The sequence below is a fragment of the Sedimenticola hydrogenitrophicus genome, from assembly GCF_029017505.1.
Lineage (GTDB): Bacteria > Pseudomonadota > Gammaproteobacteria > Chromatiales > Chromatiaceae > Sedimenticola > Sedimenticola hydrogenitrophicus_A.
This window is the reverse complement of record NZ_JAQGEI010000008.1, coordinates 104500-118421: the sequence shown is the minus strand read 5'-3', so window position 1 is coordinate 118421 and position 13922 is coordinate 104500. Positions and strand designations below refer to the sequence as shown.

Sequence of the window (13922 nt, the reverse complement as noted above, 5' to 3'; positions counted from 1 at the left end):
TGGCGTGCTTATACGGCACGCCCGACAGGGGTATCGGCATGGCCTTGAGGCTAAAGAGCCAGTGGCATAAAGAGGATTCGGAGCGCACCCTTGCAGAGATCGGCGGTGCCATCGCCTTCAGTGCCTGGCGCCTGGGCGTCGACAAGGCGGTCAACCTGCACAGCAAGCAGTTTGCCTATCGCGACGATACCCAGCGTCTGGCGGTGGTGGCGGAATATCTGATCTTCCAGGCCCTGGCGGTCGAGCGGATGCTGTTTGAGTCGATCTCCGATGATCAGCGCCGCGAGCTGGTCACCGCGCTGGTGCTGAAACTGGCGGATCATTACGAAGAGAACAGCCGCTCCATGCTGGGAGAGGGCGACTACCGTTCCCCCTTCATAGAAACCTTCAATCTGCGCGCCAGCGAGTATGCGGAGTTCGGCTATACCGATGAGGGCCCCACCTACCCCTTCCTGCGCCACCTCGGTTACGAGATCCAGCAGGCCATGGGGGAGAGTCAGGTCAACCGCTGGGTGATCGACCAGGTGATGGACAGCGATGCACCGGCGCTGCTGAAACAGCTCACCCGCGTGGTCAAGGACCTCTTCAGTTAAACCGCCACGCCCCCCCGGCGTCGGAGGCATCGCCCGGCCTGCGCCCCTAGCCGCCGAATCCTGTTATATTGCCTGGGAGTCTGTCAGAAGAGCGAAACTTGACCCGATAACAGGGAGTAGCGTGCATCCAACCGTACCACACCGCACAGTGTCGGCTGAACTATTGTCCACAGCCATTGTCTTTCAAGGCATGTTCGCGACACGGCAGAAAATATCACTGGCAGCGACGTTATTGACCGTCTGGTTATGCCTGCTGCTCGTTCCCGCGCCTGCAGCCCGCGCCGCGGAAGAGCTTGCCCTGCCGGATATAGGCAGCCCCTCGGGCAATGTGCTGACCCCGGCCGAGGAGCGCCGCCTGGGACGCGCCTTCATGCGCAGTATCCGCAACTCCCTGCCGGTGATCCAGGACCCGCTGCTGTCCGCCTACATCCAGTCATTGGGAGCGCGGCTGACCAGCGCCAACGAGGATGCCGTCGGCAATTTCGAGTTCTTCCTGATCAACAGCCCGCAGATCAATGCATTTGCCGGGCCTGGGGGCTATATCGGCGTCTATGCCGGACTGATCACCACCACCGAATCCGAGAGTGAACTTGCCTCGGTGGTCGCACACGAGGTGGCCCATGTCAGTCAGAAGCATCTGGTAAGGACCTACGACGCGGTAAACCGTATGTCGCTGCCCGCGGCGGCGGTGGCGATTGCCGCGGTGATCATTGGCGCCGCCACCGACAACGCCGATGCCGCGGTCGCCGCGGCCACCGGAATCCAGGCCGGGATGATGCAGCGGGAGATCAACTTTACCCGCTCCCATGAAGAGGAGGCCGACAGCATCGGCATAAAGACCCTGGCGGCGGCCGGATTTGACCCAACGGCCATGCCGGTGTTCTTCTCGCGCATGGGCAAGGCCTCGCGGCTCTATGACAACGGCAAGCTGCCGGAATTTCTCCGCACCCATCCGGTCACCAGCAATCGCATCGCGGATGCCTATGGCCGGGCCGGCGACTTCCCCTATCAACAGCGCCGTGACTCGCTCGCCTACCACCTTGCCCGGGAACGACTACGGGTGATGGCGTTCAACAATGCGGCCGAAGGCATTGCGTTCTACAGCAAGGCCCTGGCCGATGGAAGATACCGCAACGAAGCGGCGCATCGTTACGGTTATGCCCTCTCCCTGACCGCCGCCCGGCGCTATGCCCAGGCGGATGAGCTGCTTACCGGACTGCTGCAAAAGCACCCGGACCAGATCGAATATGTCGCAGCCAAGGCGGAACTTGAGAAACTCTCAGGACAGGCGGCGCTGGGCGTGGAGACGCTGAAACGGGGGCTGAGCGAACATCCGGGAAACTACCCGCTGTCGATCTACTATGCCCAGGCGTTACTGGACCTGGGCAGGCCGCGGGAGGTGAAACCGATACTGGAGCGGCAACTCGACGGACGACCCGACGACACCCTGCTCTACAAACTGCTGGCCCAGGCATCCGGCGATGCCGGGGATAAGACCCAGGGACACCAATACCTGGCCGAGTATTACTACCATACCGGGGCACTGAATTCGGCGGTCATGCAACTGGAAATTGCACTGAAGGACAGGAAGCTGGACTACTATGAAAGCGCCCGAATGGCGGCCCGGCTGAAGCAGATCCGTACGGAGAAACAGGATCTTGAGGCGCGCGACAGATAGATACCGAGTTAGTAATAACCCTCTTTTCCATTGTGAATGCATGGGTTATGCTTGGCTCTGCCCTACGGCACCAGCCTGACGGAACGCACGAGCAAATAATAATCATAATCCGTCGACCCGCTGGCCATGGACATTATCGGAGGTAATACACACAGACCTTTCAATCGAGGTCGATCAGGAGTGGTTCCGCAGCACATAAACCGTTTATGTGTTCATATCCCTTGCTTATGAAAATGCCCCGCACGGAGGCATGGATCAAGCAGCCGATTGAGACACAACCGCGACACTCCACTGGATGTCACACAACAGGTGCCGCACGAATAATTCCCGCATGCCGGGTCACACCCCGATCCGCACCCCCATTGAACCCGGAAACCCGGTCTGAAAACCAGACGTATACCGCCTCTTAACGACAGACAAACACCATCCCTCTGTTGAGACAGGAGATAGAAATGAACACAGATTTGAAACGACGCATGTTACTGCGAGGCACGATTGCCGGCAGTGCGATCGGCATCGCAATCGGTGCGGGCCTGTTGACCCCAAAGGCCGTGCTGGCCGCCTGGCCAAAAGAGGCCTTTACCGCCAAGGATATACCCGGCGCGCTGCATTCGCTAATGGGTGCGGACAACGCGGAGGAGAGCGGCGAAATCAATATCAAGGCACCCGATATCGCCGAGAATGGCGCGGTGGTGCCGGTCACGGTATCCACCACGCTGCCCGACGTTGAGTCGATCGCCATTATCGCCGCCAACAACCCGGTTCCGCTGATTGCCAATTTCAACCTGCTGGACGGTGCCGAGGGCTTCGTCTCCTCGCGCATCAAAATGGGCAAGAGCGGCGATGTCATCGCCGTGGTCAAATCCGGCGGCAAACTCTACCGGACGAGTAAAGAGGTGAAGGTCACCATCGGTGGCTGTGGCGGGTAAGCACCCGTCCCGCCGGTGAGATCACCCGGGCCCCGGATCAGAACGGCCCGGGTCAGCACAAATTCATGAGGACTGAACAATGGCAGAGAACTCCATCAAAATACGCGCCAAACTGAAAGATGACGTGGTCACCGTCAAGGCACTGATGACCCACCCCATGGAGACAGGTAACCGCAAGGACAGTAAGGGTGAAACCATTCCGGCCCATTTTATTCAGGAGATCACCTGCTCCGCGGCCGGTAAAGAGGTGATCAACGCCCAGTGGAGCGGCGGCATTTCCAAAAACCCCTATATCTCCTTCAAATTCAAGGGCGGCCGCGAGGGTGATGATCTGACCCTGACCTGGATGGACAACAAGGGTAACAGTGATTCCGCGACGGTTAAGGTCGGCTGATCCGAGACGGTGCCGGGGCTTACAGGGAGGTTTGCACCGGCAACCCCTCGCCGGCACGACGGACGGGTAAGTCGGGGTTGTTTTTTGGACCGAAAAGTCAGGAACTCCGGGTATCCGGATCATCCAGCACATCGTCCAGGTTGATCACTTCATCATCCTGATCGGTCGCCGTCGCCGCCTCCTCCTCACCTGACGCGGCAGCGTCCGGTTTGGGCGCTAACACCACCGTTTCATCCAGATCGCTTGTCTCGGCAGGCGCCTCCGCCGCCAGATCCTCCTGCGAAAGCTCCAGCATTCCCAGCGCTTCATCCAGCGCCTTCAGCTCATCCGCGTCGTCCGCAGTGTCGCCGCTATCCGGCGCCTCGCCCTCATCCGCGGATGCCTGCTGGAGCAGCTCATCCAGCAGCTGTTCATCGGCGACGACGGCCGTCTGCACCGCATCGGCGCCCTCCTCGGACGCGCCTATCTCCTGCATCTTTTCCCTGTCCAGGCTGGCATCCACACCGGAGGCAAACATCCGGGTGTATTCACTCAGCATGTTCCCCATGGTGTCCATGGTCAGTTGCAGTTCATCCGCCAGACGCTGATTTTCCGCCTTCAGCAGAATCAGTTCCTCGGTGTGATCATCCAGCTCGTCATCACCCTCGGCCGGTTCCGCCCGCTTAGGGATTTCAAGCGTCCGGTAGGCATCGACCGAGCCCTCGTAATCGACACACAGGTTCTGAGCGGCCTCTGTATTGCGTCTCAGATACACATCGATCAGGGCCTGGTAGAATGCCTTCTCTCCCCGGGCAATCTTGCGGGTGGTCTCCTCCAGGTTGTCCCCGGAGAGTCCAAACCGCGCCTCCAGGAGCTTGCGTGTCTCCGACTCACGCCGACCGCTGTCCTCCCTGATTCTGGCAATGAGATTCCTGATCGCCGCGCGATCGCGCCGACGTTTGGTGAGGGCGAGAAAATTCATGCCGACGGCATAGAGAACGCTCAACAGGAGCAGCTCGCCCATTACCAGCAACAGCAGTTTACTCACCTCGATCATTGAGCCGATTCCTCCGCAACCGCCTGATCATCCTCCTCAACCAACTGAAACTCAGCCTCTTTTTTACCTCGCCGCACGATCCATACGGCAACCCCGACCAGGATGATCAGTACCAGGTTGATAACCCCGAATACCGCCACCTGAAACGTAAACGCTTCTTCTTGCGGCTTGGGCTGGTGCGGCACGGGGGTCCGCGACACCGGCGCCTCCTGCTCGGCCGGCGGTTCGACAACCGGTTTGGCCGGCGCCGGGGGGGGAGTCGCCGTGCCCCGCACCGCCACGGTGTCGAGTGTCAGGTCGAGCTCAGAGCCGGCATGGGTTTTTCCGCTGACCGAAACCGACAGGCTCCAGTCACCCTGCAGCTCCTGTGTGGCGATCCGCGCCTCCCGCACCCCCGCTTCCACACCGGGCAGCAGCATCACCGGCTGCTCTTCACCCGACTGTGAAACCAGGTTCGCCTTGAACTCCAGTGTCTCCAGGTCCACCAGTTCGCCGTCCGGCTGCACCTGCACCCGCAACTCCGCGCCCTCCTGGCCCGTCTCAACCTGCAGGCTTACCGGATCGGCCAGCTCGAAGGTCTGACGCTGTTCACGCTGGAAGGTTTTACCCTGGGCCAGGATCACCAGTTCAACCTGGCCGGCGGCCAGGCCCGGGCCGACCTGGAGCGTGAACTCGCCGTCTCCCGCCGTCTCGTCCCCATCCTGGCCATTATCGAATAGCGGCCGCGGTTCACCGCTACCGTTGCTATCCGTGTGGCCGCTCTGCAGATTCACCACGTCGAGAAAATCCTGGCGGATGATCTGTTTTCCCTGGTTGGTGAACAAGACCGTCACCGGCAGCACCTCACCCAGGACAAAGCGACTGGGCAATTGGCTGCTGCGCATTTTCAGGTCCGTCACCACGATGACCCGGTTATCCGGGTCCATCGCGGCCTGGATACGCCACTCACCGGTCTCCGGGTGGGAGACGGTCAACAGGTCATAGCCGATATCCCGATGCCAGCTGACATTCGATGGCGCGCTCTTGGCGTCAAACTGCGCCCCGGAGGGCGTGATGACACGGGTCGGTTCAGCTTCCTCCTTGCGAAACACCAGCAGGGTCACCTCCTGGATGCTGCTGTCGACCAGGAACTTGTTGTCTTTCAGCGGCACGGTATCCGGGCGCCCCACCTTTTCGAAAATGCGCAGGAACACCCGCTGCAGCTGTTCGGCGTCACCGACCTGCTCGTACCAGCCGCCGGTCTCCCGGGAGAGGGTCTGCATCAGCTCGTGGTCGGCCCGTGCGGAGAGTGCGATGGTATGCACCTGGGCGGCGCGGGCCTGCAGTTGCGGGAGCAGCTGCTCGAGTATTCGCTGGCGTGAAGCGACGTTCTGTTTTGGATTCTTGCTGATGTCGACCATGCCGTCGGTGAGCAGGATCAGATGACGCTGATACGGCCCGGGCGGTCCTTCCCAATCGGCGATGGAACGTTTGATGACATCCTCAATATTGGTGAACTGCCCGGGGGAGGCAATCTGGTCCGCCTCGGCCCGCGCCTTCTCTTTCCAGGCGGTATCGACCTGGCCAAGCGGGATGAGCATGTTGACGTATTGACCGAAAGTCCAGACCCCGGCCCTGGCATCCTCGGGCAGCAGCCCCACCAGCATGCGCAGGGCCGGCCGGCGCAGGTTTTGCGGATCGTTTTGCTTCATGCTGCCCGAGATATCGATCAGCACCCGGGCATCCGCCTTCTCGGCCGAGGCCGGCGCCGCCTGTGCACTGCAGGCGGCGACCAGCAGCAGCCCGGCAACCAGCCGCAGCAACCCGATTTGCACACCTTTTCTCTTCACCATCAATGGTCTCTCACCTCTGGACGGCAACCGTCCGCCTGCCGTAACGTCAACCAGCACTGTCCTGTTAACGGCAAGCCGGAAACAACACTTTAGGATATTGATAAAAAAAGGAAGTCATCCTATTGAAGGCAACCGGATTTCGGCCGTTAACTACCACTGGCAAAGCCGGGGGCTTATTGGATGAGCGTATCAAAGGTGCCGCAACACCCCCGCGATACCCCCAGGCCACCCATGGCGGCCGAACAACCTTTTGTTCCCGCGACGCCTTCCCGGTCCCGTATTGGTAAAGGGTTATTACTCTCGCCAAGACGCCAAGCACGCCAAAGAAAACCGATTTCTGCCTTTAAACTTTGCGCTCTTGGCGTCTTGGCGAGAGTTCAATTGCCGTTTGTCATACAGAGACGCGCGGTCCATGGATAGGTCAGACCTGACGAGTCCCGGCGGAGCCGGGGATTACCCCGGCATTCATATACCGGCCGGGAACGGTGTGCCACCGGTTGCCGACAGCCACCTCGCCGGCGCGACACGGGTTTACGAGACCGCTTTGGAATACGGGGAAATCACCCCGTCCGGCTGGCTGGCGAAGCGCTTATAGCTCCAGAGATACTGCGCGGGCGCCTTGCGGATACAGGCCTCCAGGCCCCGGTTGAGCGCCGCGGCGGTAATCTCCGGGTCGGCGCTGTAGATCTCGGCCGGCGCTTCGAACCAGTGCATCCGGTAACCGGCGGCCCGCGGCAACCGCTCGGCGAACCAGAACAGCACCGGCGCACCGGTCTTGCGCGCCAGACGCCCGATCAGCACCATGGTCAGCGCCGGGTGGCCGAAAAAGGGGGCATAGACACCGCCCTGGCGCCCTGCGGCTTTCGGCTGCTGGTCCGCCAGCAACGCCATCATCTCCCCCCGGTTGAGCGCGCCATACAGCGCTTTCACGCCTTGAGGGGTGGCCGGCACCAGGGTGGCGCCACCCTTGCTTCTGCCCTGTTTGAGCAGGTCGTCCAGCCCCGCCTGCCGGGGCGGCCGGTAGATCGCCGTCACCTTGGCCAGTGACGTGAGATAGTGCAACCCGACTTCCCAGTTGCCGAGATGGGGACCGACGGCAATCACCCCCTTTCCCTGGTGCAGGGCCGCCTCTAGCAGCCCGGCCCCCGCACCGGCCTGCATCCGCTCGATCCAGCGACTGGGGGGCGATGCCCAGACCACGGGCATCTCCACCAGGCCCTTGGCGGCCTCGATCAGGCTCTCCCGGAGCAACGCCTGGCGCTGTGCCGGCGCCAGCTCGGGAAGGCAGGTAGCGAGGTTGATCCCGGCTATCTGCCGCTCCTTGTTGGGAATCCAGTAGGCAACACGGCCGATCACTCCCCCCAACCCCTGTGCCATGGCGAGCGGCAAACGGGAAAAAAGGGCTAAAATGGCAAGTATAATCTTGTCGCGCATAAGACATATTTATAAAAAGCCTGGATTGCCGGTATTATACCCCCGGCCCCAGGCATACCGAAATCAAACCAGGAGTAGAGAGATGAGTGACGCTGAACCGATTCCGCTGAACCCGAAACAGGCTTACCAGATGCTGGAAGACGACCCCCGGGCGATCCTGGTGGATATCCGCTCCAGCATGGAGTATCTGTTTGTCGGTCATGCCAAGGGGGCGGTCCACGTACCCTGGATTGATGAACCCGACTGGACCGTCAACCCCCACTTCGTCACCGACATCCGCAAACTGGTACTGGGCGGGGCGGTCTGCAGTGAGGATGAAGGTTGCTCACCGGTCATTCTGATCTGCCGTAGCGGCAAGCGTTCCCTGGAGGCCGGCAAGGCGCTGTTGCACGCAGACTTCCATCGGGTATTCCATGTCGACGAGGGGTTTGAGGGAGAACTCAACGATCACCACCAGCGCAGCACCCTCAACGGCTGGCGATTCCAGGGACTGCCCTGGGAACAGTGCTGACCACCGGGAGCGGATCTGGACGGCCGCAGGCCGGCCCGGAGGGTGGACTCCAGGGATGGAGTCGACAGCGCCGACAGCGGGGGTCCAGGGGCGACCGAATACAGGAGCTTGTTCTTGCGCGGGTCCTTAGCCGTCAGCCTCTTCCAGGCCCTCCGGCACGGGCAGGTCGGCCAGCTCGACCCGCTCGATCTGGCCGAAGCGCTTGCTGATCTTCTGGGCCGAGATACTCACATCCTTCACGTCGTCATGGGCCTGGCGGATATGCACCGCGAGCTTGTCCATGCGTCCGCGGAAACGGCCGAAATCCTTGGACAGCAGGTGCAGATGGTGCTGGATCAGGTGCAGCTGTTCACGGGTATCGGCATCCTTGAGCACGGCCCGCGCGGTGGTCAGTATCGCCATCAGGGTGGTGGGGGAGACCAGCCAGACGCGCCGCCGGCAAGCCGCCTCCACCAGATCGGGGTAGTGGCCGTGGATCTCGGCAAAGACCGCCTCGGCGGGGATAAACATCACCGCCCCGTCGGCGGTCTCCCCGGGGAGGATATACTTGTCAGCGATGTCGTCGATATGTTTGCGGATATCCTGGCGGAACTGGCTGGCGGCGCGGTTCCGCTCCGCGTCCGGGGCCTGGATGTCGGTCATGCGCCGATAACTCTCCAGGGGAAATTTCGCATCGATGGCGATATGACCGCTGGGCTCGGGCAGAAACAGCATGCAGTCCACCCGGGTCTGGTTGCCGAGGGTATATTGCAGCGCATAGCTGTTCTCCGGCATCAGGTTGGCCACCAGTGCGTTCAGCTGCACTTCGCCGAAGGCCCCGCGCGAGCGCTTGTCGGCCAGCACCTCCTGCAGGCTGACCACGTTGGATGAGAGCTCGGTGATCCGCTTCTGCGCCTCGTCGATCCGGGAGAGGTGCTGCAGCACCCGGTTGAAGGTCTCGTTGCTCTTCTCGAAGCCCTCGCTGAGGCGTTTTTCAACCAGGCCGCCGATCTCCTTCAGCCGCTGATCGGTGCTTTCGGTCAGCCGGGCAACCTGGGCGTTCAGCGACTCGGTGGTGCGGGAAAGTCCCTCCATCAGCTGGCGCCCGAGTCCTTCAAGCCCCTGCGCCAACCCCTCCTGCTGGGCGATCCGGCCCTCGGCGAGGGACTGGGCGAGACGCTGCTGCAACTGCTCGAAGCGTTCCGTCAGTTTGACCTTGAGGTGACCGCTGTCCTGAAGCAGCGCCTGCTGCAACTCCCCCAGCCGCCGCTCCAGGGCCTGGTGGGAGTGGGCCGTCTGGCGCTGCAGCTGCTGTTGCAGCCGATGGGCCACTTCCCCTTGCCGATCCCGGTCGTCCAGCAACAGCTGGGTGAGCTGGCGCCCCTGCTCGCGCACCAGCGCTTCAAGACGCTCGGCATCGGCCTGGGTGCGCAGCCCCTGCCCCTCCAGTCGCGCGGAGAGTGCCGCTTGCCGTCGCCACAGCCCCCCGCCCAGCAGCAGGAGCAGCAGCGCCCCGAGCAGCAGGATGGCATCACGGTAATACATCACTTGTTGTATCAGCGGATCCATTGTCACACATCCCTTGCGGTTGTGCCGCGACTCCCCGGGAGCGCGGCTGACCGTCACTTTTTCAAATACCAACAGTATGTTACATCAATAACATGGACCATTCCCATAGCTTAGTACTACATTGTCAAATTGATTCGGATCGGCATTTTCAGGGCTTTCGGGTGGGAGGATTTCAAGACCGTCGGCGGCAGGAGAAGTGGTACAGGGATGTACTGTTTACGGAGCCGAGGATGCCATGCCGCCGTCGAGCCCCCAGGGGTGAGCTGCGCAGCAGCGAACGCCCACCCATGGATGGGTGGGCCGGACTTTCATGTGAAGCAGGATGCGTAGCATGAAAGGGTTAACGGCGTGTCTTGGAATCCTTTCACCCGGAAGCTCTCCGCACTGCACCAGAATATGACGAAGTAGAATTAGAACTCGGTACCGGCTCATCCTGTGAGCCTCTGCCCAATGAGATAAATGTCGCCGATCGCTTGCATCCCCCGCAGACAACCGTAAACTTGCCCGGATTCTGCACAGTAATACCGAACACACCGATGCGCATACACCTGAAAACCCTGGGCTGTCGTCTCAACGAAGCGGAGCTGGAGAGCTGGTCCCGCGATTTCGAAACCCGCGGCCACCAGATCACCCCCAGACTGGCTGACGCCGATCTGGTGGTGGTCAATACCTGCGCAGTGACGGGCGAGGCGGTACGCAAATCGCGCAAGCTGCTGAGCCGCGCGCGGCGCCGCAACCCCCGCGCCAAGCTGGTGGTCAGTGGCTGTTACGCCACGCTGGACCCGGCAGAGAGCACCCAGAGCCTCGGGGTGGACCTGGTGGTGGACAACCGGGACAAGGAGCGCCTGGTGGAGATCACCAGCCGGGAACTGGATCTGCACGCCATGCCGCAGCAGGCCACGGCGCCGGGCGAATCCGGTCTGCTCGGCCACGGGCGGCAGCGCGCCTTCGTCAAGATCCAGGATGGCTGCCGCTACCAGTGTACCTTCTGCATCGTCACCGTGGCCCGGGGCGCAGAGCGCTCGGTGCCCGTTGATCAAGTGGTGGCGGAGATCAACGAGCAGGTAAGGCAGGGAATCCACGAGGTGGTGCTGACGGGCGTGCATATCGGCGGTTACGGCAGCGATAACGGCAGCGACCTCTATCAGCTGATCCGGGCGGTGCTGGAGCGCACCCGCATCCCGCGCCTGCGGCTGGGGGCGGTGGAACCCTGGGATCTGCCGGAAAACTTCTGGGACCTGTTCGCAAATCCCCGGTTGATGCCCCACCTGCACCTGCCGATCCAGAGCGGGTCCGATTCGGTACTGAAACGCATGGCCAGACGCTGCAAGAGCGGCGAGTTCCAGCGGCTGGCCGAACAGGCCCGCCAACGGGTGCCAGACCTCAACCTGACCACCGACATCATCGTCGGCTTCCCCGGCGAAAACAACCGGGAGTGGCAACAGACCCTGGCACTTGTCGAGCGGATCGGTTTCGGCCATCTGCATATCTTCGCCTACTCACCGCGCCCCGGCACCCGGGCCGCGGAACTCCCCAACCCGGTGCCGCGGGAGCTGATACGCCAGCGCAGCGAAACGCTCCACCAGCTCGGCGAACAACTGAACCGGGAGACCCTGGAACGTTTTGTGGGACGCCGCTTTCCGGTCCTGGTGGAGAGCGCGCCAACGGACACCACCGCCGGTTGGAGCGGCTATACGCCCAACTTTCTGCGGGTAAACATCGCGCAATCGCCCGGCGACAACCTGGAGAACCGTATCGTTGAGGCGCAGCTGCAACGGCTTGCCGATGCGGGCGACGCCCTGACCGCAACCCTTGTACAGTAGTTCTTTGTCAATATGATAATTACGGATTCGGCGCCCATGGACGGCGTTGCGCCTCTTGCCAAGAGAACCGACCATTGCCGGCGAGGCGCGCCTTGCCATGAACGCTGACAAACTCACTGAACTCGCAACTATCACATTGACGGAGCACTAGACTTGCATAACAAGATGGATGCCGGATGGCACAAGACCCCGCTGATGCTGGCCAACCTGCTGGCACTGCTGTTGCTGTTCAGCTGGCTGATCGAGCCCACCCGCGCGCTCTGGCTGGCCCTGGATGAGCAGCTGTTCTGGGCGATGAACCGTTCCCTGAACTGGGGTGAGGGGTGGCGGCGTCTCTGGGCGATCGCCAACCACCGGGCCTTCGATCTGGCCGCCGCGCTGGCCATGCTGTTGCTGTTTGCCCACCAGGCACTGCTGCGCGACCGGAAACGCCTGCCACACTATATCGCCGTGGGTTTGATGATGTTTATCACCCTGCTGCTGACGCTGGCCATCAGCAAGGAGCTGCCGATCGAGCGGCCAAGCGCCACCGCCCACTTTCCCGAGGCGTTGCGCCTGACCCAACTGGTGCCCGACATCGCCACCAAGGACTTCTCATCCGACAGTTTTCCCGGTGACCACGGGCTGGTGTTGCTGTTGTGCGCCGGATTCGCCCTCGCCTACCTGCCGCGAGTCCACGGCCTGCTGGCGCTGCTGTTTATGGTGCTGTTCACCCTGCCCCGCCTGATGAGTGGTGCGCACTGGGTCACGGACGAGATAGTCGGTGCGGTGAGTCTCGGCCTGATCACCCTGAGCTGGCTGTTCGCCACGCCGCTGCACCGGCGGCTGCTGGGCTGGTTTGAGCGTCGGGTGACACGCTTGTTTCAGCGGCTGGGTTTCAACTGAAGCCGTTCGCTTTCAGTTCCGCCAGCAGAAAGCGGAGTTCGTCGGCGAACAGGTTTTTGCCGTCGGTGCGCAACCCCAGGCGTCCCTTCTCCAGCCGGAACTCCAGCGCCATCAGTAGCGTCTCCTCCGGTTCCCACTGACCATCCATACAGTCGCTGGAGTCGTGGCTGGCATTCACCTCATAGAGTGCCCTGCCCTGGCGGAACAGTACAAACGCCTCGCCGCAGAAGGCATCACGCGAGTAGGAGGCCAGCAGCAGGTTGATTCCGGTCAGACGGCTGTCAGTGAGATTGAAGGCGCGCTTGATCACCTCAACTCCTCCATTTTCCCAGTCGTTAAGAAACAGCGTCTGTGATTCCATAGCGTATCAGATCGAAAATTCAGCCCACACCGGACAGTGATCGGAAGGTTTCTCCATTTCCCTTATATCATAGGCGATTCCTGCGTCCGTGCAGCAGTTTTGCAGCATCGGGCTGGCCAGGATAAGGTCGATGCGCAAGCCCCGTTTCGGCTCCCGGTCAAAACCGCGGCTGCGATAATCAAACCAGCTGAAACGGTCGGCGGTCTCGGGATAAAGCGCGCGATAGGTGTCTGACAGACCCCACCCCAACAGGCCCTCCATCCACGCCCGCTCCTCGGGCAGGAAACTGCACTTGCCGCTCTTCAGCCAGCGTTTCGCGTTGTCCTCGCCGATACCGACATCCCGGTCGAGCGGGGCAATGTTCATGTCACCGATCACCAGCACCGGTTCATCCGCCGAGAACGTCTCCCGCAGATAGCGCATCAGGTCGGCGTAGAACTGGCGCTTGGCGGGAAACTTGACCAGGTGATCCCGGCTCTCGCCCTGGGGAAAATAACCATTGATCACCTTGATCGACCGACCGGAGGCGGTGGCGTATTCGCCGCAGATGATGCGACGCTGCGCGTCCGGTGTATCGAACGGATAACCCTTCTGGATCACCAGCGGCTCCTGCTTGGAGAGCAGTGCCACCCCATAATGTCCTTTCTGGCCATAAAAGTGTGCGTGATAGCCCAGGGACTCGATCATCCCGAGGGGGAATTCAGCATCCTGCACCTTGGTCTCCTGGATGCCGATGACATCCGGATCATAACGCTCCTTCAGTCTCGCCAGCTGATGTTCGCGGACACGGATGCCGTTGGTATTAAACGAGACAACCTTCATAACCACCCTCGCTTGCCAGTCAGTCGACAGAGTATAGCGGCAGCCGTTGACCCGTCGCCACCAAACCTTAGGGCCC

At 61.6% G+C, this 13922-nt stretch carries 13 protein-coding genes; 7 read left to right on the top strand and 6 right to left on the bottom strand.

Annotated features, from left to right (window positions below; all coding sequences use genetic code 11):
• The first annotated feature begins 38 nt into the window (after window positions 1–38).
• The 4 genes from O9K64_RS06825 to soxZ all read left to right on the top strand — a co-directional run bounded on the left by O9K64_RS06825 (window position 39) and on the right by soxZ (window position 3594).
• Entirely contained in the window at window positions 39–593 is a 555-nt protein-coding gene (locus O9K64_RS06825; RefSeq protein WP_275097324.1) for a hypothetical protein, read from the top strand.
• A 232-nt stretch (window positions 594–825) separates the two neighbouring features.
• Window positions 826–2271, top strand: coding sequence for a M48 family metalloprotease (locus O9K64_RS06820; protein ID WP_275097323.1), 1446 nt, complete (start codon window positions 826–828; stop codon window positions 2269–2271).
• Window positions 2272–2723: 452 nt separating this feature from the next.
• Window positions 2724–3200, top strand: coding sequence for a thiosulfate oxidation carrier protein SoxY (soxY, locus tag O9K64_RS06815; protein ID WP_275097322.1), 477 nt, complete (start codon window positions 2724–2726; stop codon window positions 3198–3200).
• Window positions 3201–3279: 79 nt separating this feature from the next.
• Window positions 3280–3594: a thiosulfate oxidation carrier complex protein SoxZ gene (gene soxZ / locus O9K64_RS06810; RefSeq protein ID WP_275097321.1), complete on the top strand. Its 315-nt coding sequence runs from the start codon at window positions 3280–3282 to the stop codon at window positions 3592–3594.
• A 97-nt stretch (window positions 3595–3691) separates the two neighbouring features.
• On the opposite strand, the gene O9K64_RS06805 is transcribed toward soxZ, so the two are convergent.
• From O9K64_RS06805 to O9K64_RS06795, 3 genes are all read right to left on the bottom strand, one after another.
• On the bottom strand, window positions 3692–4630 hold the full coding sequence (locus O9K64_RS06805; RefSeq protein ID WP_275097320.1) for a hypothetical protein: 939 nt from the start codon (window positions 4628–4630) through the stop codon (window positions 3692–3694).
• Window positions 4627–6462, bottom strand: a complete 1836-nt coding sequence (locus O9K64_RS06800) for a VWA domain-containing protein (protein ID WP_275097319.1) — start codon at window positions 6460–6462, stop codon at window positions 4627–4629. Before O9K64_RS06800 ends, O9K64_RS06805 begins: the two co-directional genes overlap by 4 nt.
• A gap of 531 nt (window positions 6463–6993) precedes the next feature.
• The gene (locus O9K64_RS06795; protein ID WP_275097318.1) at window positions 6994–7896 is read right to left on the bottom strand and encodes a lysophospholipid acyltransferase family protein; all 903 of its coding nucleotides are present in this window, start codon (window positions 7894–7896) and stop codon (window positions 6994–6996) included.
• Window positions 7897–7978: 82 nt separating this feature from the next.
• Between O9K64_RS06795 and O9K64_RS06790 the strand changes: the two genes are divergently transcribed.
• Window positions 7979–8407, top strand: a complete 429-nt coding sequence (locus O9K64_RS06790) for a rhodanese-like domain-containing protein (RefSeq protein ID WP_275097317.1) — start codon at window positions 7979–7981, stop codon at window positions 8405–8407.
• Between the two features lie 126 nt (window positions 8408–8533).
• On the opposite strand, the gene rmuC is transcribed toward O9K64_RS06790, so the two are convergent.
• The gene (gene rmuC, locus O9K64_RS06785; protein WP_275097316.1) at window positions 8534–9955 is read right to left on the bottom strand and encodes a DNA recombination protein RmuC; all 1422 of its coding nucleotides are present in this window, start codon (window positions 9953–9955) and stop codon (window positions 8534–8536) included.
• A gap of 536 nt (window positions 9956–10491) precedes the next feature.
• Between rmuC and mtaB the strand changes: the two genes are divergently transcribed.
• Both mtaB and O9K64_RS06775 read left to right on the top strand, forming a co-directional pair.
• Window positions 10492–11778, top strand: a complete 1287-nt coding sequence (mtaB, locus tag O9K64_RS06780) for a tRNA (N(6)-L-threonylcarbamoyladenosine(37)-C(2))-methylthiotransferase MtaB (protein WP_275097315.1) — start codon at window positions 10492–10494, stop codon at window positions 11776–11778.
• Window positions 11779–11931: 153 nt separating this feature from the next.
• Window positions 11932–12663, top strand: coding sequence for a phosphatase PAP2 family protein (locus tag O9K64_RS06775; RefSeq protein WP_275097314.1), 732 nt, complete (start codon window positions 11932–11934; stop codon window positions 12661–12663).
• Here the strand turns inward: O9K64_RS06775 and O9K64_RS06770 are convergent.
• Window positions 12656–13024 (bottom strand): hypothetical protein, encoded by a 369-nt coding sequence (locus O9K64_RS06770; protein WP_275097313.1) that lies wholly within the window; start codon window positions 13022–13024, stop codon window positions 12656–12658. The genes O9K64_RS06775 and O9K64_RS06770 overlap by 8 nt on opposite strands.
• Window positions 13025–13030: 6 nt before the next feature.
• Complete coding sequence (xthA, locus tag O9K64_RS06765; protein ID WP_275097312.1) at window positions 13031–13846, bottom strand: exodeoxyribonuclease III; 816 nt, start codon at window positions 13844–13846, stop codon at window positions 13031–13033.
• Window positions 13847–13922 lie beyond the last annotated feature (76 nt).